The organism is Thermosipho atlanticus DSM 15807 (genome assembly GCF_900129985.1).
Classification (GTDB): Bacteria; Thermotogota; Thermotogae; order Thermotogales; family Fervidobacteriaceae; genus Thermosipho_A; species Thermosipho_A atlanticus.
Genome location: NZ_FQXN01000001.1, coordinates 401,711 through 426,932, shown reverse-complemented (window position 1 = coordinate 426,932; position 25,222 = coordinate 401,711). Strand labels below are relative to the sequence as shown.

Below are 25,222 nucleotides of genomic sequence, written 5' to 3'. Positions count from 1 at the left end.
TCAATAAAATAAAAAGCACGTGAAAATAAGATAATTTGTAAAAAAATAAAACAGCTAATTTCCGAAAAAATCACATTAATACAGCATAACTTTTAAAAAATATGTTCACGTGAAAATGTTCTTTTTTAACACAATTCATGCTATAATGTAACTGTCGGATATTACAACGGCGCTTATAAAAAAGGAGGAGAAGTTTTGGAAAAGTTAGTTGACAAAACTTTAAACCAAAAATATTTTAAAACACGCTGGCAAATACCTTTAGCAGGGTTTTTGTTAGCCTTGATGGGTGGTCTATCTTACGCTTGGGGAGTATTCATTGTACCTTTAGTTGAAAAATTTGGATGGACTACAACAGAAGCTACTTTACCATTCACTGTTTTCATGGTAATTTTTGCTTTAACAATGGTCCCAGCTGGCAAATTACAAGATATATGGGGTCCAAAGAAAGTTTCTGCTATTGGTACAATATTATTTTTCATAGCCTATATTTCTGCATCTTTTGTAGGAAAATTTCCATATAGCTGGTGGTTAGTAATAACATACGGAATTTTAGGAGGTATATCTTGTGGATTGACTTATGCATGTGTTGCTCCACCTGCAAGAAAATTTTTTCCAGATAAGCCAGGAGTTGCTGTATCTTTTGCAGTTATGGGATTTGGGCTAGCAGCTCTTGTATTTGCTCCTCTTAAGGCTGGATATTTAATTCCAAAATATGGAATAGAAGGTACTTTTATTATAATTGGTATAACTACCTTTATAGTACTGTCGATTGCAGTTATTTTAATTAAAAATCCACCAGAAAATTGGGAATTACCAGTTGAAAAAAATATTAAAAAGTCAAAACAAAGGAACGTTATTATAAAAGATATCACACCAAACGCTCTTTTAAAAATGCCTATATTTTACACAATGTGGTTGATTTTTGCCCTGGTTATAACTGGAGGATTATTAAGCATGAAACTTATACCCCCATATGGAGAGCTCATTCTTGGACTCTCCTCTATGGAAGCTGCCTGGGCTATCGCTATTTTCTCAGGTTTTAATGGTCTTGGCAGGCCACTGGCAGGATTCTTAAGCGATAAGTTCGGTGTTTTAAAAGTAATGATAGTAACTTATATAATCCAGGTAGTAATATTGCTTTTATTTCCTATTTTTGTTGTAAACTTTATCACTTTATGCATTGCAGCTGCAATAACAGGATGGGGGTTTGCAGTGACCTTAGCACTTTTTCCTGTTTTAACAGCAGAATATTTTGGAACGAAAAATTTAGGAGTCAATTATGGTTTAATATTTACAGCTTTTGGTGTGGGGGCAATATCACCGACAATAGGTTCTTGGATATATGACGCAACTGGCAATTATTCTTATGTTTTCATATCAGCAGGTCTTCTTTCAGGCATCGGAACATTTTTATGTATACTTCTTTTTAAAAAATTAAGTCCTTATAAACTGTTAGAAAATCACACTGGTAAATAATTCTCAAATTATATATTTGTATTTTTTATATTTTACACTGTTTAAAATATAAGAATTTTAAAAAGTAAGTATTGGAAAATGTTGGCGAGGTTAAATGATTGGTAAAAAATAAGACTATTTGTCTCTTCGTTCCTCAGAATGACAGAGAGAAAAATTGTATCCAAAACAATAAAAAGCACTAACACTGCAAAATTTTTAGCCTCGCCAGTATTATTATCCTGAGCATAGTCGAAAGTTCTTACTCTTTCCTTGCTTTCTTGAGTTTCGTTTTTTAGCTATTTTTCAATTCAATTAACCAACAACTTCTTCAAGCTGCCTTGCAGCAGTAATTCCTGTGCGAACAATGTCCCATACACCCATTAGTGTAAATAATTGATATCTTATTAATGTAAATAAATTAAAAAGAGCATAAAATGTTCCTGGATCACTTAATACTACCCCGCGATATATAACAAAAAGATAAAATGCCATTGAGATCAAATCACGAATCATAAAACTAAGAATAAAATCGTTAAAATACAATCTTTTTTTATATTTCCAAAATGAATCAGTCACTTTTTTATAAAGACTCATTTCAAAGTTATATGCTTCAAACAATTGTATTTCCTCTATACCCTTGAACATATCTGCTACATATGATTTGATTTCTAAAAAATTATCTTCAACTATTTTGGAGCGCTTGTAATAATAAATGTTTGCTATCCATAAAGAAAGAAGAATCAAAATACCAAAAAATATCATAAACAAACCTGAAATACGATCTAAAGTATAAATTGTTACCATATAAAAGATTACTTTAAATATAAAAACAATTCCACCTAAATCAGCATAATTAGAAAAAGGGTCCAACAAATTTTCAATAGTTCTCAATGAAACTTCTGAGTAAAACGCAGGTGCTTTCTTAGAAAACTCCGTAAAATCTTTGTTCATTATTCTTTTATAACAATACTCACCAAGGTACTTAAACCCTCTTCCTTTATTGAAGGAAACAAAAGCTTTACCAAGAATAATTAATATATGACTTATCAAAACTGCTATTATTAGCAACAAACTTTTTAAAAAAAAGTTATTACTTTGGGAAACAGCATAATTTATGACGTCTTTGCTTAAAATAGCAGTATATGAGACTATAAGTCCCGATATAATCCCAAATAAATTCATCAAAAGTATCATGAACATTAATTTTTTAGGGATTTTAAAGAACCATCTTATTAATTCTCTCATATACTATCACCCTTTCTAAATTTCTCAGTCAACTCTTGCTCAGCTTTAAAAAATCGTTTTAAAAGACTATCTTGTGAATGTTCATGATATTTTCCTCTTTCAACAATTTTCCCATTTTCAAGTACAGCAAATTCATCTGTCAATGAAAGAATACTAAACCTGTGTGAAATCAAAATCAAAGTTTTGTCCTTTACAAAATCTCTGATATTATTTATAACTTCTTTTTCAACAAGTTTATCAACACCCTCAAGTGGCTCATCAAGAATAACAATTTCTGGTTCTCTGAGTAATAATCTTGCAAGTGCTATTCTTGTTCTCTCACCACCAGAAATATTACCTCCATCACTACCAAGTACTGTGTCAAGATCTCTATTTTGCATAAACTTTTTCAAGCCGGCTAATTCAAGAGCTCTATACATTTCTTTTTCTGTTGCATTTGGATTTGCAATAAGAAGATTGTCTCTGAGTGTTCTATTAAAAATATGTGCTCTCTGACTTAAAACTCCAAGGATTTTATACCATTCCTCAAACTCGGATAAAGGTTTTCCATTAACTAAAATCTTTCCTTTATGTGGTGATATATACTTTAAAACAAGCTTTATAAAAGTTGTTTTCCCTTCTCCACTTGAACCTACAATAGCCACTTTTTCACCACGCGTTATTTCAAGATTAAAATTGTCTAATATTTTTCTCCCTTCATATTCAAAAGAAACATCTATAAATTCTAATTTTTCAAACATATTATGCGTCCTCCTTTAAATATTTTTCATATGCTATTTTCGCTCTTGCAATAACCCAAGAAATATAATCTGTATCTTCTATGTACACTTTAGAATAACTTTGTAATCTTTCAATGTAAATAACAAGCATAATAGCTCTTCCTACAGAAAGATTTCCAGAAAAAACCTGGAGGCCCAATAAAAATATAACAAGAGGCATTATTAAGATTACTCCAATCTCGTATGATAAACCGAATTGAATTTCAACTTTTCCAAATAAGTCGTACGCCTTCTTTAAACGATCCAACGCAGTTGAAAGCCATTTAAAGGTTAAAGGAAAAGTTTCATATGCCTTGATATCCTCATACCCGGAATATAGATCTGAAAATACTTCTGAGACCTTATATTCTGCTTTATTCATTTGATCAGCAATTTTTTCTTCTTTGTGCATTTTTTTATCACTCGATACACCTGCTAAAAGAAAACCTGTTAAAGCTATAACCCCAACTTTCCAACTATTTAAAATTATCATTCCAACAGTAAGTATCATCATAACTGGCAGGATAAAAACATACATTGAAAACGTACCATAAAAGAATTCGAAAATATGTTCAAAACTAAAAATTTTATCCATTTCTTTTTCCGGCACAAAATTTTCGTTTCTTCTTTTTATTACATTTGATATTGATCTTTCAAACAAAAATCGAGGCCCCTCTACCAGAGAAAAGGCTCTTCGCATAATTTGAGTTATCTGTTGCAACGTGAAAACTACAATATAAATTAACGCATATACATAAAACGCATCTAATGCTTCTTTGTTTCTAAAGTTATCCACTATCCTTCCAAGAAAGATCGGGAGCACAAATGATAAAAGCATTGTCGAAACATAAATAATATCAATAAAAAATTTTTTCAAAAAAAGCATCTTTGAAAGAACTTTATGAAATAGGAAAAAATATTTGTAAAATTCCTTCACATAAATCCCTCCATTTTTTAAAATTTGCAACAAAAAAGCTCCGGCAACCCGGAGCTTTTTAAAATTGACTATTTGTTAATACAAAATCTGCACTAAATTAAGTGCAAAAATCCTATATACACAACCTTTACACTTTTATCCGATTAAAAGTGCAAGTATCTTTGTCCCAACTTTGGTTGCCGCATTATTTTGTATTAAATTGTCCCGAAAACAAACTTACTCTTTCTCATACTCTTTCCCCCTTAACTATGAAGAAATATAACAACTGCGTGAAATTGTAACATATAAACTAAACAGCGTCAAGCAGCTATGGAACATGTTCAAAAAATTAGAAAAATAAACAATTAGCAAAGTAAAGAAGAGATTTGAGTATGGTTGAGGTTATAAATATATCAAAGAGTTTTTATAAATTCATTTTGTAATACTCCAAAAAAATATTAACAAAAAGAAGTAAATAAAAAACCAGGAAACACTCGTAACATACAGCCATTTTAAACTATGATAAGATATATTATTAAAACCAACGCTTGAGAAATTTTGCAAAAGTTTTGAATGCTTTACGATAGATAATTACTACAAAACAGAATGATTATTCAAAATCTTATTTATTCTTAATTATTTTTATTACCTTTTCAAGAACAGGATCAGAAACTCCTGTCAACCGCTCAAGTCTCTCTTCCGTTGTTATTGTAAGTTCGTAATCTGGTACTATTCTGTTAGGTGAGGAGTAAGATGTGATTGCAGCTGGAATGTAAACATAAATTTTCGCATTTGGCAAATAATGATTAATACCACCCATTGTAAAATGTGAGGAATAAATTGGTCTTTCTCCTATTATTCTTCCTATTCCATGACTTTGAACAATGTCTACAAAAGTTATTGCAGCTGAAGCTATGCCGTTATCGATAAGTACCCATACTCTTCCATTAAATACAGGACTTCTGGGGGGTATAACCCACGAATAAGTCGCTTCGATTACTTTTCCTTCGGTGTTTGTATCATAACGAACCCCTATTCCTGCCAAAGCTTGTATGTTGTACTTGGAGTTTTTAACTTTAACTCTACGTTTCACAGAAAGTTCTTTATTTACGAAATGGCCTAATACTTCAATTACGCTTTGTGGTTTACCACCGAAGTTTCTTCTTATATCTACAACCAGATCTGTCATGTCTTTATTTTCTCTAAAAACTTTATTCAGAAATTCTCTGAAATCGACGAATAAATTCCCTTTGATTTCAAAACTCCCTATTCTTAATATCCCTATGTTTCCTTTTCTTTCAAATTCGTAGGGTAATTTTGATTTCTTCGATTCCTGAACTTTTCTTCTATATTCTTTCATTGTTATAGCTTTTATATTTTTTCTTTTTATAGAGCCGTTATATTCAAATTCTATTTCCACACTTTTTTTATTCCAAAAAGTTGGTATCAAGTTGATGTATCGGGAAATTTCATGTTCTTTCCGAGAAGAATTATCTTTTGTAATGGTGTACTGCTCAAACTCCTTTATTATTTGTGCTGATGGGATGCCATCAATCGCCAAAACTTTTGATTTTATTGGCACATCTTCGACTAATGAAAAAACAACGTAGATATTATTATCTATAACATAAAGAGTCATTGGAAAGATTTGAGAATCATTCGAAATGGGAAGTTCAATACTACAATGGTAATCATTCAGGTAATGGAAAATAGGAGAAACCGCTTTAAAAAATTCAAAACTATCCATAGGTTTGTTAAGTTTTCTTCTTACATCATCAACGAGTTCTGTAAATTCTGGGTTTTTAACCAGTCCATTTGGATCAATGTATGCTTCTTTTAGAAGGGTAATAATAAATTCAAAATCTCTTTGAAGTTTTTCTGGTTCAATTTTGGTTGCAAAAATCAAAGAAGAAAAAATAAAACTTATTAAAAAAAGGATTACTGAAATTTTTAAAGTTTTCCCCATACAATTCCCCCCTTTGGGTTTAATAACATTTTAAGATAGCTATGCTATATACACAGTGCATTATACAATTTACAAATTTGCTCGTACAATATCCAAAAAAAATTCATTTTTCAGTTTTTTCACTTAAGAAAAATCATTCATAAAATAATTTGTGTTTTGAAATATTACTAATTGACTGTTCATAAGTTAATACATTATACTCTATATAGTATATTGCAAAATATTCAATAATTTGTTTATAATATTTTATAAAAGAATATTTGACTTTAGGATGACAATCTAACACATTGTAATATATTAACATACAAATAACAAATTAGCAACATTTTAAAACACAAATAATCCTGTGAATAATCCTTTTCAAAACGCTATAATAAAATTTTTCTTATATTGTCATATATTTATGTAAACTGTATATTGCATGCATTTTGAATTTAATCAAGGAAATATTCTTAAGTACACAATAGCAGCATAAAAATTTCTAGTTTTATTTTTTATGCTAAAAAATAGCAAGCATCGTAACCAAAAGTAAAATTTTGAAATATTAAGATCATTCATTTAATCAGTATGTTGATAAGAAAATATTATATTACCGTTACAGATGTATACAATGTAAATATTTTCTTTCCGATAATGTATTTAAGTGGGTGAAAGAATATGAAAAACATGACTAAAAAACAAATAGTTAAATTACTTAAAAAACATCTCTTTCATTTATTTTTTGCATTTTTTCTGCTAATTTGTGCAACAGGAATGACAATTTCTATTCCTTTATTTTCAAGAAATATCATAAATTTTATATTGATTAATAATACCGCAGCTAGTTTGTTCAAAATTCAGCTAATGTTACTTTTGTTGATAAGTCTATCAAAAGAACTTCTAATGTACGGCTCATATTACATCTTTGAAAACAGGATAAGACTTTTCACCGCATCACTTAGAAAAAAAATATTTGAAGTGGCTCAAAATAACTTCAACCAGATTTCTTCCTTTGATTCTGGCAGGTTATTTACTTACATTAGTACGGATACAGAGAGAATTCAAAATTTCTTTTATCCTACTCTTATATTTTTTATGAAAGACTTACTTATATTGATTTTTGCCTTAACCATAGGGCTTTTTATGAATCCCCTGGCAATTACAATATCAGTTCTTCCTCTACTGCTTTTCTTTGTTTTAGCACGTTTTGTTAATTCAAAGATTAAAAATCTAACACATAAAGCACTTGAATCGCAAACGGAATTTATAAGCAGGCTGGAAGAATACATTCAGGGTATGGAAATGTTTCGGGTATTTTTGAAAGAAAAATTTTCAATAGCAAAGTTTAAAGAATTCAATGAAGATTATACAAAAAATGATATCAAAAGGATAAACTCAATTGTTCTATTCAACATTCCACTTGCATTATTATTCAATAGCGGTTACATTATAGCAATCATTGTTGGAGTTTATCAAATGAAAATAGGTACTATACAAGCAGGTGGATTGGTAGCAGTGCTTATGATAATAGATTACATCTATGAATCTGCAAAAAACTTTTGGGATTTCAACATACATTGCCAGGAAATAAAAGTTGTGCAAAAAAGACTTTCTGAGATTTTAGAACTACCGTTTTCAAAAAAATGCAACGCTACTTCCAAGCTATACCGTTTAGACGAAAAGATTAAATCTTTAAAAGTACATATACCAAACTTTTCTTACGAAGATGCTGCTCCATTACTTGAAAATTTTAAGCTGGATGTACAAACAGGAAAAATCATAGGACTTTTTGGAAAAAGTGGAATAGGTAAAAGTACTGTAATAAAAATCATTCTGGGACTTTTAAGTGTGGAAAACAACTACGTTTTCATCAATAACATACCACTTAGTAAAATCGAGATAAATTCATATTATCAGAAAGTTGCTTACCTTCCCCAATATTCAGTTTTTTTTAAAGGAACAGTTAGAGAGAATATACTTCTTGGTGATGATAAAGAATTAGATAAGGACTTAATAGAATTTTTAGATGATCTTTCACTTGAAAAACAAATAGATGAAGGGGGGCACAACCTTTCTGGAGGGGAGCGCCAGAGAATTGCAATAGCAAGGACATTTGTACAAAATAATAAAGATATGTATCTCTTGGACGAACCCACAACTTATCTGGATGGAGTAAAAATCAAATCCTTAAAAGAGTTGATACGCAAAAAGGCAAGTAAATCAATAATCTTGATAATCTCACACTCCAAGGATTTCTTGGAAGATTTATGTGATAATATCGTGGAATTTTCATAAATTCAAAAAAATTGACTATCATGTATGCTAAACAAGAATAAAATATAGTATTTATTTGTAAAGAATCTTTCACTAGTAAAATATAATATAACATAGTTATAAGTCATACTTTATGGGAAACATTGCAATTATCCGTTGTTTTTAATTTTTTTGGTAACATTATTGGAGTTTAATATCTTTATTTTCACTATTCTTCACTTTCTTCTCTATTTTTATTTATAATTTCAAAAACATAATCCAACATTACATCTTTATTGCCCAGTAGCCATTCTATCCTTTCATTTTCCGTCATTTTTCTTTCATAGTCTATTACTATTTTTGGTTCTTTTTCGAACCAATAAGATACATTTGGAATCACAACTACCAACTGCGTATTGGGAAGAATATATAGTTGTTTTCCTACTGCTAATGCATTTACCGGTTCTTGAGGCTCTTCTCCTATTATTTTCCCTAACCCAAATTTTTTGAATAAATATGTTGCGATAATTGCTGATGATGCCATTTGTTTGTCTGTTAAAAGCCATACTTTGCCTTTAAAATTATCTTTTGCTGGTACTATATTAGTGTTTAATGTATACTTTAGTTTTAACCTTTTTTCTTTGTTCCCATTGACAGTTGTATAAACATAGTAGAATCCCCAAAGTTTTTGAACTTTATCTATAAGATATTTAAAAAGTTCCCATACATTGTCTAAAGGCCCCCCAAGATTTCCTCTCAAATCTATTATTAGATCTGATAAATCTTTATTTTCACTGAATGTTCTTTCTAAAAATTTTTTGTAATATGTTTGGGATTGATAATTAAATGTTTTTATTTTCAATACTCCAATGTTTTCCCTTCTTTCAAATGAAATTTCTTTATCATAATCTGTATATAGTTGTTTGGTTCTTTTGAGTTTTTCATTATACTTTATTGCAGTTATTTTCACTAATTTTTTAGTATTATCTACCATTAACAATAATTTGAAGGTGCTTTTATTTTCTATTACTGGAAAATATGAAATTAAAAAGGATACCAACGGATAAATTGCTTGAGAGCGAATTTTCGGTAAAAACTGTTTCAAATCATTAATTATTTCCTCTACATTTCTATCATCAATTTTCAAAATCTCTGCCTTGTTTTCTAACTCATTCACAAGCGAGTTTTTAACAAATAATCTATTGCCTACTACCACTGGTTCAAATGGCATTACTAATGTATCTGGTGTAATATTGAAAAATACCCCATAATGTCCATCGCTAAAAATATGTATTATAGGAGCAATAGTTTTAAAAAACTCGCCTTTTGTCATAGGCTTGTTAAGTTGTCCCTTTATTCTGTTAACTTCTGAATAAAACTTTTCCTGAGATACAAATTCAAATGGATCAATCCCTGCTTTTAGTATGTAGTTTATATAAATTTCAAAATCTTTTTGTAATTCTTCAGGAGAAAATAATTGTTGATTAAAACTTGTCATAGCAAATAGTAATAATAAGATTGAAATCCATTTTTGTATATTTCTCATATATTATCTTCACCTCTGAAACAGAATTTTTCCCACTTTTCAGGGATATATGAGTATAAGACAATAGATATTTTAACAAGTTTTTGAATAAACTTGCAATAATCTTTGTTTAATTTATAATCTTTTTATTGATTATTCCAAAGTTGTGATAACTTGAACACCGCTTTAATTTTTTCACAGGTATTTATTCAATTTATCAGACTTTTATAACTATAAAAGTTATTTATAATAACTTAATCTTTGTATCAAATAAGCTGTGAAATTCTTTTTCTCCATGAAGTACCATTATTAACGTTTTAGAATTTAATTTTTCAAATATTAACTTTATTATCTTTTCTTTACTTTGCTCATCTATATTTGCAAGTGGTTCATCAAATATATATAAATCTGCATCTTTTTCAAGCGCTATACCAATAGCAACCTTTTGTTTTTCTCCTGCAGAAAGGTTGGATGGTGTCTTTTCCTTTAATTTTTCTAAACCAAGACTTTCAATCAATTTTTCATCCTTTATAAGTTCTTTTATGGGAATTTCTGGAAGTTCAACTGGTGCAGTTATTGATACGACTTTTTTTTGGCCTTATTACTTTTCCACTATCTGGCGACAAATATCCAGATATTATATTTAAAAGTGTTGTCTTTCCTGTACCATTTTCACCTGAAATTAACACCTTATTCCCAGGTTTTATTTCTATATTATTTATATCGATTACTTTATTTCCATCATAAGAAAGTTTTACATCTTTTAAAATTACTTTATCATCCAATTCAAAGTGCTCTTTCTGTTTAGTATTTAATAAACTTTTTATTCTTTCAAGTATTTGTGAATACCTGTGAAATTCTGGAATAGCCTGAACAATTCCAAAAAGAGAAGAAACTGCCCTCCAGAATGTGTTTATTATCGCTACAAACCCACCAAAACTTAACTTTCCAATTAAAACAAAATATCCAGAGACTATAAGTGAAAGAGTATCTGCTGTGTTTCGAATAATGTCACCTAACATTTGACTTGATTTAACAGCCTTAAAACTTTCAAACCTACTGTTTAAATACTCTTCTAAAATTTCCCTGTGCTTTAATGTTACAAAATCAAATATAAAACTAAAAGTTCTCATAATTTTAAATGATTTAAGAACACTTGCTAGAAAACTTGTATAAATTCCTTCCTTTTCTCTTTCAAGTGATGTTTTCTTTTTAACTTTTTGGCTTATAACATTTGAAAAATACAGTAATGGCGGAATAACCACAAATAACACCAAAGATGCTCTCCATGAAATAAAAAACATCGCAAGTAGTAACGCAATTTCCGATACAATCATTGAAACTAGATTTATCGTCATTCTAATCATTGGAACAACGCCTTCATTAACATCTTTGTGAATGGAATTTATAAAATACCCCGCCCCTTTTTTGGTAAATTCTTTTAAATCATAATTAAAAGTTTTTTTTTAGAAGTTCAGATTCAAGATTTAATACTACTTTATTTTCATACCTTTTTTTCCAAAGACTGTTTATATAAAAAAGTAGCACAAATATTAATCCAAGTGCAAGGTATACTATACTTAAAAGTACAAATTTTCGAAAGTTCAACTTTAATACAGCCTCATCAAATAACCATTTTACCATTAATGGTTGAATTAAGCCTTCAAAGAAACTTAGAACACTTGAAAAAATAAGAAGTAAGACAAATTCAAATCTTTTTGTTTTTAAAAATTCCCAATATGTTTTCATGAAACCCCTCCTCTATATAAACTCTTTAATTTAATAACAATAATTGCAAAGATTTATTAGCATTCTTTAATACTCTTGTTTAAGACCACCAAGCACTAGAAACTCCTATACCTAAATTGATAATTTTTTCACTCATTAAAAAAACATATTCTATTTCCTTAAAAGTCATCTTTATTTATATAAAAACCTCGGTGCTGATAAATCAAAGAGATTAATCTTTGTCTTCAATACAAAAAATATCTATACACGAATTTCGCAAAACGATATTCTTTTGAATAATTTGCTTACGTTAAACGCAAAGTTGACAACTAAAACCATTCCAAATACGGAGATGAAAATAATAGAGATTTTGTAGATTAAAATACTGTAAATTACCACAACAGTAAATGTAAAAAGAATGATTATGAAAGAAGATAAATACTTCTTATTAAGTTCTTACTGCCTCATATTAAAAAATAATTTTAAAATGTCTCCTTATTATTTTTTTACTTTTCAAAGTTAATTAGCTACTTTTTTCTATTTAATATTTACAACCCGCTCTGAAAAAACCATCATCTCAGTTTTGACCATAACATTTTCTTTGTTAACACATATTAACATCAAATTTTTTCTGTTACAATCTTATGTTAAAAATATTTCATCAAGTTGTCAATTATAGTATTTGACATTTATTATTATCTTTCTCTTTCTCTCTCTTTCTTTTATTCATATTACTCTTTTATTTCTGAATAAGGTTTATCTACCCTTTAAATAAATGGTTTTTTTCAATTTTAAACATTTGTAAAAATGCAAACTCAAATATTATATTAACTAGAAGTTTTAAAAATTTTGAATTAAATATTCATTTTTTTGAAGTAGCAAAATAAAACTTAAAAGTAAATTTTTAATTTGCAGAAAAAAGGGAGGTTTTTAATGGATTGAAGGAAAGACAATACTGCTAAACAAATTACAGAAATTTCTAATACTTAAATAACGAAAAAATTTTTAGAAAGTTTAAAACAAAATTAGAAAAAAGTTTTGAATATGTGAAATATAACAATAGCTAATAATTCCTAAAAGGAATATAATTTCAAAATTATTAGTAAGATAACAAATAAAAAACTTCATCACACAAGGAAACAAAAAGGAGAAAACTAAAAAAATTATACACCTTCGCACCAATGAAGCGATACTGTATACAAGTATAAATTAAATGCTTTACAAGGCTTTTCAATCCTTATCAATAAAAAAAGACCAAAATCATTCACAATTTTGGAAACAGAAAAATTCAGAAAAAATTGGAGAAGTTACAAATTAGTTAAAATACAAACGAGGGGTAAAAACCCCTCGCTAATATCTTTTTCTATTATCTCGTTCATTATTGTTAATGTTTTAACGTTCTAATTTCAATAATTTAGCATTTATAGCCACTATAACTGTACTCAAAGACATAAATACTGCACCAATAGCTGGACTTAAAAGTATTCCAAATTTATATAAAACACCAGCTGCCAATGGTATTGCAATAGCATTGTAACCTGTTGCCCATAATAAATTTTGTACCATTTTTTTGTACGTTTTTTTAGCAAGTTCAATTATCGCAACAACGTCTCTTGGATCACTTCTTACAAGAATGATGTCAGCAGATTCTACAGCTACATCTGTCCCCGCACCAATTGCAATACCAACATCTGCTTGAACTAATGCAGGAGCATCGTTTACACCATCTCCAGTCATAGCAACAACTAAATTACGTGATTGGATTTCTTTTATCTTTTGAGATTTTTCATGTGGTAAAACCTCTGCAAAATATTCGTCAAGATTCAGTTCTTTAGCTACCCATTTTGCAACTTGTTCATTATCACCTGTCAACATCATACATTTAATTCCCATTTTTTTCAATCTAGCAATTGCTTCTTTTGATTCAGGTCTTATTATATCAGCAAGCCCTATTGCTCCTTTTAATTCATCATCTATTAGTAAGTAAACTACTGTTTTTCCAGCAGATAACATTTCATTAATTTTTTCATTTTCAATCTTGATTCCTTTTTCTCTTAAATAGCCAGGGCTGACTACCATAACATGTTTCCCATCAACAATACCTTCTGCACCTTTTCCAGGAATAGCTTTAAAATCGTCTACATTCATGCGATTTTTACCGGCTTGAGCGATTGCTTTTGCTATAGGATGTTCCGAATGTAATTCAACTGATGCTGCATAACTCAATATTTCATCTTCAGTTATATCGTCTGAAAGTTTTACAACATCTGTTACACCAAATTTCCCCATTGTCAGAGTACCAGTTTTATCAAACACGATAGCTTGAATATTTCTAGCTTTTTCAAAAGCCACACGATCTCTAATCAGCAAACCATTTTTTGCAGATATAGCAGTTGAAACAGCTACTACAAGTGGAACAGCTAAACCAAGAGCATGAGGACATGCAATAACCATAACTGTTACAGTCCTTTCAAGGGCAAAAACAAAACTTTTACCCATCACCAAAGTCCATACAAAGAAAGTCAATGCACCTGTGGATAATGCTATACCAGTTAGCCATACAGCAGCCCTATTAGCAAGATCTTGTGTTTTTGATTTACTTTCCTGCGCCTCTTTCACAAGTTCTATCACTTGAGAAAGATATGAATCTTTCCCTGTCTTCTTTACTTCGATTTTAAGTGAACCTTCACCATTTATCGAACCACCGATTACAATATCATTTTTCTTTTTATGTACTGGCTTACTCTCACCTGTCAACATTGATTCATTTAATGAACTTTCGCCGTCAATTATAATTCCATCTGCAGGAACTTTTTCACCAGGCTTTACTAAAACGATATCCCCAGGTTTTAATTCTTCAAGAGGCACATCAACTAATGAGCCATCAGGCATCAATTTGTGTGCATCTGATGGCATCAATTTTGCAAGTTCCTCTAAAGCTCGTGAAGCTCCCATTACGGACTTCATTTCAATCCAGTGACCAAATAACATAATGTCAATTAATGTTGCTAATTCCCAGAAAAACATCTCACCTTCTAGCCCAAAAACAACTACACTACTATACACATAAGCAGTACTTATTGCAACTGCAATTAGTGTCATCATACCAGGTTTTTTATTTTTAAGCTCTTCATAAAAACCTTTCAAAAATGGATAACCACCGTAAAAGAAAATTAATGTTGAAATGCCGAAAAGCACATACAAATCACCAGGAAAGGTTAAAACTTTTTCTAATCCAAATAACTTTTGAATTAACGGTGACAAAATTAAGACAGGAACAGTAAGGATTAAAGAAACCCAAAAACGTTTTCTAAAATCAGCCACCATATGGGCATGATGACTATGATGATTATGATGCCCATCTTCAGCATGTCCTGTATGTTCTGTATGTTCTGTATGCTTTGCATGTTCTGCATGTTCCATGTGTTCATGACTTTTATGAGATTCATGTTGATTTTCATGTTCTGAGTGTTCGTGTTTCATACTATGCCCATGCCCTTCGTGTTCTTTGGTGTGTTGATGCTCTTCATGGTGAAGATTCTTCTTCTTATCTTCCATGTATATCCCCCCTTTTTGTATATTTTGTATTGCTTATATATTATATATTCAAGGAAACAGAAAACAACCAAAATTTGCTTGTGAAATTAAAAATTTCACAATTAAATTCGTAATTTCCAATGTTTTTTCGAACGATGCACAAATACAACCGCACAAATAATTTTTTAAAACGAAACATATCTATATATATTATAATACAATTTTTGTGTCAAGACAAAATTGAAGTTCTATGTAATTTTCTCTTTTTAAGATTATTTTACTCAATATTTACATTTTTATTTTTTGTTGACTTACTTGTAAACTAATGTTATCATAAAATCATAAAAAAACAACAAAGGGAGGTTTGCCCAATGAGAAGACGAGTAGCAATAAGCTCAAATGATGTAAATATCTTAGATGTTCTAATTGGACAACCATCTAATAAAAGATACGTTTGTAGTCAATAACAACGATAATCTGTTTTCGAAATATTAACTCCACGGTTGTCCAAACCGTGGAATTTTTTTTTAAAAGGGGAGAAATCATGAATAATTTCCAATTGGTAAACAAATATATGAAAGGAAAAAGATTAATTTATTTTTTTGCAATTTTTGCAACTATAATCTCTTCGATATTTACAGTAATTTCACCACTTGTTATAAAAATTACCGTTGATTCTATAATTGGAAATAGTCCAATTCAATCAAAATGGTTAAATTATTTGTTTACAATGTCATTGTTTCAAAATACAGTTTCCGGAAAACTACTCATTGCCGCATTAATTATAATTGCCCTAAGCATCTTAACTGGATTATTTATGTATATTAGAGGTAGATTTGCAAGTGAAGCTTCTGAAACACTTGCAAAACGTCTTAAAGATGATTTATATTCTACTATCTTAAAATCAGATTATCATTTTTATTCAAAATATCAATCTGGAGACATTATACAAAGATGTACATCCGACGTTGAAACTGTAAGAAAGTTTGTAGTCAATCAATTTGTTGAAATAGGAAGAACTATATTTTTAGCCGGAATGATCGCATATATTATGTTTAGTATCAGTCTAAAAATGGCTTTTATTTCAACAATTTTCATACCTGTATCATTTTTAATAACATACTCTTTTTTTAAGAAAGTTGAAAAACAATTCAGACTTGCAGATGAAGCAGAAGCAGAACTTTCAACTGTTCTTCAAGAAAATATCACAGGAATACGAGTGGTAAAGGCATTTGCCAGGGAAGATTACGAAAAAGAAAAATTTAACATTAAAAATCACAAATATAGAGATTTGGACTTTAATTTAGTACTAACATTTGCCAAGTTTTGGTCACTTTCTGATTTCATAAGTTTAACTCAAACTCTAATGGTCATAGTAATTGGTTCATATTTTGCAATCAAGCAGGAAATTACAATTGGAACTTTGGTAGCATTTTCAAGTTATATAGGAATGCTACTGTGGCCAATTAGACAACTTGGAAGAATTTTTTCAGATCTTGGAAAAACTAAAGTTTCACTAAAAAGGATCAATGAAATTTTAAGCGAAGAAAAAGAAGATATAGAAAAGGGTATAAAAGATATCAAATTAGAAGGAAACATAGTTTTTAAAGATGTCTGGTTCGGCTATAAAAAAGAAAAACCAATTTTAAAAGGGATATCTTTTGAAATAAAAAATGGTCAAACAGTAGCCTTTTTTGGTTCTACCGGTTCAGGCAAAAGTACCATTATTTCGTTATTATTAAGATTATACGATTATAACTTAGGTTTAATTACTATTGACGGTATTGAACTAAAAAACATTTCTAAAAAAACATTAAGAGAAAATATTGGGGTCGTACCCCAAGAATCATTTTTGTTTTCTAAAAACATTCAAGAAAACATAAAAATAACGAAAATAAAAGCAACAAACGAAGAAGTAGTTGAGTCAGCAAAAACAGCAGCAGTACATGATGATATTATGAATTTCGAACAAAAATATGAGACCATCGTCGGAGAAAAAGGGGTTACTTTATCTGGTGGGCAAAGGCAACGACTAACAATTGCAAGAACTATAATAAAAGAATATCCAATTTTAATTTTTGACGACTCATTAAGCGCTGTTGATACTGAAACAGAAGAAAAAATAAGGAATGAAATTAAAAAGAAAAGTAAAAATAGGACTACAATACTAATTTCACACAGAATCTCCAGTGTGAAAGATGCAGATTTAATAGTGGTTCTTGATAAAGGGATGGTTACAAATATTGGAACTCATGAAGAACTAATCCGACAGAAAGGTTTGTATAAAAAGGTTTGGGAAATTCAATCAATAGTTAAGAACGAAACAGAATAAGGTTTTAACTTTGCGGGGTGAAAAAATATGATACAAGAAAAGGAATTTAAATCGAAAATAAATTTTAAGCTTTGGAAGAAGTTTATCTCGTTTATAAATCCATATAAATATTACATGTTAGGGTTAATAATTGTTATGCTTATAGTCGGTGCTATTGACGCTACTTTTCCATTCTTAACAAAATATGCCATCGATCGCTATGTCATACCAAAATACATGCAGTGTTTTTACAAATTTATAATTATATTCTCTTCAATAATTGTAGTACAAACTCTAAATGTTTTCTTATTAATCTACTTCGCAGGAAAAATAGAAACCCATCTTGCACATGACATAAGAAAAGCTGGATTTGAAAAATTACAAGAGCTATCTTTGTCATTTTATGATACAACACAAACAGGTTTTTTGATGGCAAGATTGATGTCAGATATTAGAAAAGTTACTAGCATCCTTGCCTGGGGCTTAACCGATTTTGTTTGGGGTTTTTCATCAATGCTTTTTATCTTTTTTTATCTTTTAGTTCTTAATTGGAAGCTAGGGTTTTTTATTATTCTTTCAATTCCATTTTTATTCTTAATAAGCTTATATTTTCAAAACAAAATCCTTAAACAATATCGAAAGGTGAGAAAACTTAACTCAGAAATCACAAGTATGTTCAATGAAGGAATTATTGGAGCTAAAACAACTAAAATTTTAGCCACAGAAGACCAACATTTAAACGACTTAAAAGAACAAACTGAAAGTATGAAAAAAGTTTCGATAAAAGCTACCGTTTTGTCTTCTATTTATACTCCGATTGTTATGAGTATTGGAAGCATAACTACTGCCTTTATCATATATTTTGGAGGGAACTGGGTATATACAGGCTTCATATCCTTTGGAACTTTGGTAGCTTTTATTAACTATTCAATACAGTTTTTTGAACCAATTAGGGAAATAGCAAGGATTATTGCAGATTTGGTTTCTGCACAGGCTGCTGCAGAAAGAGTACTTGATCTTCTTAATACCAAATCCGACATAACAGAAAATAAATCTGTAAACCCCGATTTTAGCATTAAAGGAGAAATTGTATTTAAAAATGTATCATTTAAGTATAAAAACGGAGATTACGTTTTGCAAAATTTTAACCTTAAAGTAAAAAAAGGTGAAATAATTGCTTTAGTTGGTGAAACAGGCTCGGGCAAATCTACTATAGTTAATCTAGTAAGTAGATTTTACGAACCAACGAATGGAGTTATTTACATCGACGGAATGGATTATAGAAAAATACCGCTAAAAAAACTTCGTTCGAGTCTTGGATATGTGCTGCAAACTCCACATTTATTCAGTGGCACAATATCTGAAAACATCAGATACGGGAAATTGTATGCAACAATGCATGAAATTATAGTGGCAGCAAAACTTGTTAATGCTCATGATTTTATAATAAATCTTGAAAACGAATACGACACCGACGTCGGTGAAGGTGGTTCTAAACTCTCAACTGGCCAGAGACAACTGATATCACTCGCAAGAGCCGTGATAGCCGATCCCAAAATATTTATACTCGACGAAGCAACTTCCTCTGTCGATGCATATACTGAACATTTAATTCAAGATGCAATAATGAAAGTACTAAATGGAAGAACAAGTTTTGTAATCGCCCACAGACTTTCAACAATAAGAAAGGCAGACAGAATTTTGGTTATACAAAATGGAAAAATAATTGAAGATGGAAGTCATAATCAACTTATGAGAAAAAGAAAACATTATTATAGCTTATATATGAAACAATTTGTTGAAGAAAAAGGCAAACAACTTTTGGGAGAAATTGGGTCATAACAAAATCCCCCTTCCGGGGGATTTTTAGTTAATTTTAAACTTATTCCTACCATCTTTTTTTGCTAATAGCATGGCATTTCTAACATTTTTGATTATTTTTTCCTCCCCAACCTCTGTTGTAAACTCTGCAATTCCGATTGATACTGTTACTTTTAAATTTACTCCCTCAAATTCAAATGGTTTTTCTACTTGTTTTAATATATCTTGAGATATTTTTTTTTACAAAATCTGCATTTTTTCCTTTCATAACCACTATAAACTCGTCAGCAGCAATTCTAATTACGTCTGTTTCAATCGAACCTTCTTTAAGTACTTTTTTTATTCTTTTTGAAATTTCTATCAATACAAGATCACCAATTTTTCTACCAAAAACATTATTAATATCTGCAAAATGATCAATATCAATATCAAGTATCCAGCCCCCTTTAACATCTTTCAACAACCTTGATACATGTTCATTTTCCATTTCTTTCATAACTTCACCTCCACAACTAGTATTAATTTTTAAGGTTATTCTTGGAAAAACATTAACATATATACCGTTTTTTCTAAATTCAGATGGTGAAACATTATATAACTTTTTAAAAGCTCGAGAAAACTGCTCATACCCTGAGTAACCATATTTTAAAGCTATTTTTAAAATACTATCTTTTGTAAATATTAAATCTTTTGCAGCAAACGACATACGCCTTTTGATAATGTATTCTTTGACGGTAATATTAAATAAATTTTTGAATATTTTCGAATACAACGAAACAGACATATGAGCACTTTTTGCAACATCTTCAAGATGTATATTTTCAAAAAGATTTTGTTCTATATAATTTATTGAATTTTTAATACATTCAATAAATTCTTGTGACATACAAAATCCTTCCTTTCTACTTTTCAAAAATATTATAAACGAATTCTTATATACAAATATGACTTTTTTTACACAATTAAATCTTAATTTATAAAATAAAGTCATTTTCATCAGCTAATTGTACTAATAAATCTTGAAAATTCAAACTATTTCAAATCATCTTTAACTTTAATTTTCTCATAAAAAGGACAAAATAAAATAATTATACTTGACAACTTAGCTAAGTTATGATATCTTTAATTAGGTAAGACTAATCAGGAGGTGGATTTCTATGGGGTGCGTTTTTTCAATAGCTATAAAAAAACTTTAAGTAACTTAAAAATTAAAAAACTTCAAATCCTTTCACAAATTCCTTCCGGAAAAGGATTTTTCCCTTTTGTGATCCCCATTTTACACCCTTTCAAACATTTTAACACCAAATGCCATTTAACGTTTAAACCCTTCTATTGTTGTTGTTGTTGTTGAATTTTTCCTATCAATGCAAAACACTAATACTTTATACATGGAGGTGTAAGAACATGGAAAACGTTTATGACAGCATAACTAACATTATTGGAAAAACACCAATAATCAGATTAAATAAAATAGAAAATTACTTCAATGTTAATAATGAAATTTATATAAAAGCAGAATTTTTGAACCCAGGTGGAAGTATAAAAGATAGAATTGGAAAATTTATTCTCGAAAAGGCAAAAAATGAAGGGAAAATTACTGAAGGAACAGTTATTATTGAGCCAACATCAGGAAATACTGGCGTTGGATTGGCCTTAACAGCTATAAACAAAGGATACAAAATGGTTTTTACAATGCCGACAAAAGTAAGTTTAGAAAAGGAAATTTTGTTAAAAGCACTTGGAGCCTTCATTATTAGAGCACCAACAGAGGTAGCCCCTGATGCCCCAAATTCATACTATAAAGTTGCTGAAGTTGTTAAAATTTTGATCACAAAAAAACAAAGATTCTTAAATGATGAAGAACTTTCAGAAATTGTTTCATTTGTTCAATCGCTTGTAAACGAAGAAAAATTAGATGAACTTCAAAATATTTTGAATGAAAAAATTGAAGATTCTATTTATGCATATATTCCCAATCAATACAACAACAAATACAATCCTATCACACACTATGAAACAACCGCACAAGAGCTTTGGGAACAGTTTAATGGTGAAATTGATTATGTATTCGCTGGTATAGGTACAGGTGGAACAATTACTGGAATAGCAATGTACCTTAAAAAAGTAAGTAACACCAAAATAATTGGGATTGATCCAATTGGTTCAATATACAACCTCGTAAAACATGGAATGTCAGTGAAAGAGGCGGTAAAACATGCACGAACCTATTTAGTAGAAGGAATAGGAGAAGATATAATTCCAGCTACAGTAAATTTGGATTTAATAGATGATATTGTTGTTGTTAATGATCAAGAATCATTTTCAATGACACGCTTTTTAGCAAAAAAAGAGGGAATTTTAGCCGGAGGTTCATCAGGTTCAGTTTTATTTGGAACATTAAAATACCTTAAAGAAAAAAATATTAGGAATAAAAAAGTTGTCCTAATTTTTCCAGATACTGGAAGAAATTATCTCACAAAAGTATATGACGATGAATGGCTTCTAAAACATAATTTAGAAATTGATGACAAAAAAATTTTGGAGGTGTTAAAATGAATTTTTCAACTAAAGCAATTCATATAGGCGAAGATCCCAAAAAACTTCAATATGGTGACGCTGTTTCCCCAGTTCATTTTGCTACAACTTTTGCAAAAACTAGTATAAAGCAAATTGATGAAGAATACGTTTACTCAAGAAGCGGAAACCCTACAAGAGATAACTTAGAAAAAAAGCTTGCAGCACTTGAAAATGCTAAATACGCTTTAGCGTTTTCATCCGGATTAGCTGCGGAAACTACCATCTTACTATCTTTACTTAAAGAGGGTGATCATGTCATTGCTTTTGATGATTTATATGGTGGAACAAAAAGACTCTTTAAACAAGTTATGAAACGTTTTGGCATAGAATTTAGTTACGTAGATTTCAGAATTTTAGAAAACATTGAAAAAGAAATAAAACCAAATACAAAAATAATATGGATTGAAAGTCCTACCAATCCTCTTTTAAAACTTGCTGATATAAAAGAAATCTCAAGAATAGCAAAAAGTAAAGGAATAATTGTGGTCGTTGATAATACTTTTGCAAGCCCATATTTTCAAAATCCACTCGATTTAGGTGCCGATATTGTCTTACATAGCATTACAAAATATATAAGCGGACATTCCGACGTTGTTGGAGGAGCCATAATGCTTAATAACGAGGCAATATTCGAAAAATTAAAATTCCATCAGAACGCAGTTGGAGCAATATTGGATCCATTTAGTTCCTGGCTTGCAATGAGAGGGATTAAAACACTTTCAGTAAGAATGGAAAAACATGAAAAAAACGCACAAACAATTGCCAAATATTTAGAAAATCACCCTTTAGTAAAAAGAGTACATTATCCAGGACTACCCTCACATCCACAATATGAACTTGCAAAAAAACAAATGAAAGGATTTAGTGGTATTCTTTCTTTTGAACTCAAAGGCGATATAAATATGGCAATAAAGTTTGTTGAAAACCTCAAGCTTTTCTTTTTAGCTGAAAGTTTAGGTGGTGTTGAATCATTGATTGAATTACCTGCTTTAATGACTCATTCATCAGTCCCAAGGGAAGAACGAATAAAAGTTGGAATTAGTGATTCATTAATAAGAGTATCTGTTGGTATAGAAGATGTGGAAGACTTAATTGATGATTTAGAACGAGGTTTTACGGCGGTGAAAGCATGACCGTTACAACAAACGAAATTAAAAAATTTTTAAAAAAACTCTCTTTTGACGAAACTTTCATAAACGAATTTATAGAACAAATTAACTATTTTGAAAGTGAAGCAGAGATAAGAGACAACATTGTAAGAGGTTATCTTGATGAAGAATGTATTGAAGCAATTATTGATGAAATTACTAATGAATTATCAGCACTTAACAAAAATGAACTAACGGTTTTGGATGTCGCAGCTGGTTCAGGATTTTTTACAGAAAAAGTTAAAAAGAAATTGGAAAAAAACAAAATAAAAATTCATCTTTTTGCTTTAGATATAACACCAGGTATGCTAAAAAACCTTCAACAAAATGGTATTTCAATTGTCTGGGGAGTAGCTGAAAAAATTAAAGATTCTATCAAAATTTTTAATGAGTATTACAAAACAAAAATACCTGAAGAATTTGATGCTATTTTTACCACTTTAGCTTTTCATCATTTCTTAGAACCCGAAGAAGTTCTAACCAGCATGAAAAAAGTCCTGAAAAAAAGAGGTAAAATTATTATAGTTGATGTTTTAAAACATAGTTACAAAGAACTTGCTGAAACACTTAAAGATACACACCTTGGATTTTCATGTGAAGAAATTAAAAACATGGGGATAAAATTGTTCGAAGACGTGAAGGTTGAACCAATGAAAGCCTATTGTAAAGTTGATGGAAAGATAATAAATCTTTACAAAGCAATTTTCAAATAAAATTTAAAAGGGAGGAAAAAGTATGAGTACAGGTAAAAAGAAAATAGAATGGGTAGCAAACTATATGCCCCTTCTTAACGAAATAAGTAAAATGGGACAACCACTTAAAAATTGGAAAATAGGAATGGCAATCCACATGGAAGCAAAAACAGCATATCTTGCTATAACTTTACACAAACTAGGAGCCGAAGTAATTGCAACAGGTTGTAATCCATTATCTACTCAAGATGATGTGGCACAAGCATTAGCTGAAATGGGAATTACAGTTTATGCCAAAAGAACACATGATGAGAATGAATATTTAAAAACTGTTCACAAAGTGTTAGATCATAAGCCCGATTTAATATTAGATGATGGCGCTGATATGACAGTAATCGCCCATACTGAAAGAAAAGAAGTCTTGGAAAATCTTAAAGGAATATCTGAAGAAACAACAACAGGAGTAAGAAGAATAAAAATTCTACAAAATGAAGGAAAATTAAAAGTTCCGGTAATAGCGGTAAATAATGCGCGAATGAAACACTTATTTGATAATAGATACGGAACAGGACAATCAACATGGGATTCTATCATGAGAAATACAAACTCACTAATAGCTGGTAAAAAAGTAGTTGTTGCAGGATACGGTTGGTGTGGTAGAGGAATAGCATTGAGAGCAAAAGGATTAGGAGCCCATGTTATTGTTACGGAAGTTGATCCGATAAAAGCAATAGAGGCTTTGATGGACGGATTTGAAGTATTAAATATGGATAATGCAGTGGAAATTGCAGATATAATTGTAACATCAACGGGAAATAGAGATATAATAAAAGAAGAACATATCTTAAAAATGAAAAACGGTATAATCCTAGCCAACGCTGGTCATTTTAACGTAGAAATACCAATGGAAAAAATCGAAGAAATGGCAGAAGAAAAATTTGAAGCCCGAACAAATGTAACTGGATATAAAATAAATGGAAAAACTATATTCGTAATTGGTGAAGGAAGATTAGTAAACTTGGCTGCTGCAGATGGACATCCAATAGAAATAATGGATCTTTCATTTGCTTTACAGTCTTTATCTTTGATGTATCTATCAGAAAATTATCAAAAACTTGATAATAAAGTTTACGATTATCCAAAAGAGCTTGATGAAAAAGTTGCTTATATGAAACTCAAAACCTTAGGTATAAAGATCGATCACCTCACACAAGAACAAATAGAATATCTGAAGAAATTTTAAAACCAATATGACAAACACAAAATACATTAAAAGGCCCCTTAAGGGGCCTTTTAGTATGGCATTAAATT

Annotated in this window: 19 protein-coding genes; 8 read left to right on the top strand and 11 right to left on the bottom strand. The window is 29.9% G+C overall.

Annotated elements, in window-relative coordinates; genetic code table 11:
• The first annotated feature begins 195 nt into the window (after positions 1-195).
• Entirely contained in the window at positions 196-1,476 is a 1,281-nt protein-coding gene (locus BUB65_RS02205; protein WP_073071669.1) for an L-lactate MFS transporter, read from the top strand.
• 291 nt (positions 1,477-1,767) lie between these two features.
• Here the strand turns inward: BUB65_RS02205 and BUB65_RS02200 are convergent, their stop codons facing one another.
• From BUB65_RS02200 to BUB65_RS02185, 4 genes are all read right to left on the bottom strand, one after another.
• Complete coding sequence (locus tag BUB65_RS02200) at positions 1,768-2,700, bottom strand: ABC transporter ATP-binding protein (protein WP_073071667.1); 933 nt, start codon at positions 2,698-2,700, stop codon at positions 1,768-1,770.
• The gene (locus BUB65_RS02195; protein WP_073071665.1) at positions 2,697-3,440 is read right to left on the bottom strand and encodes an ATP-binding cassette domain-containing protein; all 744 of its coding nucleotides are present in this window, start codon (positions 3,438-3,440) and stop codon (positions 2,697-2,699) included. Before BUB65_RS02195 ends, BUB65_RS02200 begins: the two co-directional genes overlap by 4 nt.
• Before the next feature lies 1 nt (position 3,441).
• On the bottom strand, positions 3,442-4,395 hold the full coding sequence (locus BUB65_RS02190; RefSeq protein WP_073071663.1) for an ABC transporter transmembrane domain-containing protein: 954 nt from the start codon (positions 4,393-4,395) through the stop codon (positions 3,442-3,444).
• A gap of 601 nt (positions 4,396-4,996) precedes the next feature.
• On the bottom strand, positions 4,997-6,340 hold the full coding sequence (locus BUB65_RS02185) for a S41 family peptidase (RefSeq protein WP_234946708.1): 1,344 nt from the start codon (positions 6,338-6,340) through the stop codon (positions 4,997-4,999).
• Between the two features lie 657 nt (positions 6,341-6,997).
• Between BUB65_RS02185 and BUB65_RS02180 the strand changes: the two genes are divergently transcribed.
• Complete coding sequence (locus BUB65_RS02180; RefSeq protein ID WP_073071661.1) at positions 6,998-8,614, top strand: ATP-binding cassette domain-containing protein; 1,617 nt, start codon at positions 6,998-7,000, stop codon at positions 8,612-8,614.
• A gap of 187 nt (positions 8,615-8,801) precedes the next feature.
• Here the strand turns inward: BUB65_RS02180 and BUB65_RS02175 are convergent, their stop codons facing one another.
• The 5 genes from BUB65_RS02175 to BUB65_RS02155 form a co-directional block, all read right to left on the bottom strand.
• On the bottom strand, positions 8,802-10,118 hold the full coding sequence (locus tag BUB65_RS02175) for a S41 family peptidase (RefSeq protein ID WP_073071659.1): 1,317 nt from the start codon (positions 10,116-10,118) through the stop codon (positions 8,802-8,804).
• A 223-nt stretch (positions 10,119-10,341) separates the two neighbouring features.
• Entirely contained in the window at positions 10,342-10,614 is a 273-nt protein-coding gene (locus BUB65_RS08495; protein ID WP_073071657.1) for an ATP-binding cassette domain-containing protein, read from the bottom strand.
• Positions 10,615-10,657: 43 nt separating this feature from the next.
• Positions 10,658-11,506 (bottom strand): ABC transporter ATP-binding protein, encoded by an 849-nt coding sequence (locus BUB65_RS02165; RefSeq protein ID WP_327192011.1) that lies wholly within the window; start codon positions 11,504-11,506, stop codon positions 10,658-10,660.
• Positions 11,507-11,549: 43 nt separating this feature from the next.
• Positions 11,550-11,846, bottom strand: a complete 297-nt coding sequence (locus BUB65_RS02160) for a 6TM ABC transporter family protein (protein WP_073071653.1) — start codon at positions 11,844-11,846, stop codon at positions 11,550-11,552.
• Positions 11,847-13,217: 1,371 nt separating this feature from the next.
• The gene (locus BUB65_RS02155) at positions 13,218-15,383 is read right to left on the bottom strand and encodes a heavy metal translocating P-type ATPase (RefSeq protein WP_073071651.1); all 2,166 of its coding nucleotides are present in this window, start codon (positions 15,381-15,383) and stop codon (positions 13,218-13,220) included.
• A gap of 523 nt (positions 15,384-15,906) precedes the next feature.
• On the opposite strand from BUB65_RS02155, the gene BUB65_RS02150 reads away from it, so the two are divergent.
• On the top strand, positions 15,907-17,694 hold the full coding sequence (locus BUB65_RS02150) for an ABC transporter ATP-binding protein (RefSeq protein ID WP_073071649.1): 1,788 nt from the start codon (positions 15,907-15,909) through the stop codon (positions 17,692-17,694).
• A gap of 27 nt (positions 17,695-17,721) precedes the next feature.
• Positions 17,722-19,515 (top strand): ABC transporter ATP-binding protein, encoded by a 1,794-nt coding sequence (locus BUB65_RS02145; RefSeq protein ID WP_073071646.1) that lies wholly within the window; start codon positions 17,722-17,724, stop codon positions 19,513-19,515.
• Between the two features lie 24 nt (positions 19,516-19,539).
• Here BUB65_RS02145 and BUB65_RS08540 read toward each other — a convergent pair whose 3' ends face one another.
• Together BUB65_RS08540 and BUB65_RS02135 are read right to left on the bottom strand one after the other, a co-directional pair.
• Positions 19,540-19,716, bottom strand: a complete 177-nt coding sequence (locus BUB65_RS08540) for a diguanylate cyclase domain-containing protein (protein WP_407701159.1) — start codon at positions 19,714-19,716, stop codon at positions 19,540-19,542.
• Positions 19,688-20,380 carry a helix-turn-helix domain-containing protein gene (locus BUB65_RS02135; RefSeq protein WP_073071644.1) on the bottom strand — a complete coding sequence of 231 codons (693 nt, stop codon included), beginning with the start codon at positions 20,378-20,380 and terminating at the stop codon, positions 19,688-19,690. Before BUB65_RS02135 ends, BUB65_RS08540 begins: the two co-directional genes overlap by 29 nt.
• A 518-nt stretch (positions 20,381-20,898) precedes the next feature.
• Here BUB65_RS02135 and BUB65_RS02130 point away from each other — a divergent pair.
• The 4 genes from BUB65_RS02130 to BUB65_RS02115 are packed head-to-tail and all read left to right on the top strand — an operon-like array spanning position 20,899 to position 25,154.
• Entirely contained in the window at positions 20,899-22,050 is a 1,152-nt protein-coding gene (locus tag BUB65_RS02130) for a PLP-dependent cysteine synthase family protein (protein WP_073071642.1), read from the top strand.
• Positions 22,047-23,204 (top strand): trans-sulfuration enzyme family protein, encoded by a 1,158-nt coding sequence (locus BUB65_RS02125; protein ID WP_073071640.1) that lies wholly within the window; start codon positions 22,047-22,049, stop codon positions 23,202-23,204. The genes BUB65_RS02130 and BUB65_RS02125 overlap by 4 nt, the downstream gene beginning before the upstream one ends.
• The gene (locus BUB65_RS02120; protein ID WP_073071637.1) at positions 23,201-23,932 is read left to right on the top strand and encodes a class I SAM-dependent methyltransferase; all 732 of its coding nucleotides are present in this window, start codon (positions 23,201-23,203) and stop codon (positions 23,930-23,932) included. The genes BUB65_RS02125 and BUB65_RS02120 overlap by 4 nt, the downstream gene beginning before the upstream one ends.
• A 22-nt stretch (positions 23,933-23,954) precedes the next feature.
• Positions 23,955-25,154 carry an adenosylhomocysteinase gene (locus tag BUB65_RS02115; protein WP_073071635.1) on the top strand — a complete coding sequence of 400 codons (1,200 nt, stop codon included), beginning with the start codon at positions 23,955-23,957 and terminating at the stop codon, positions 25,152-25,154.
• Positions 25,155-25,222 lie beyond the last annotated feature (68 nt).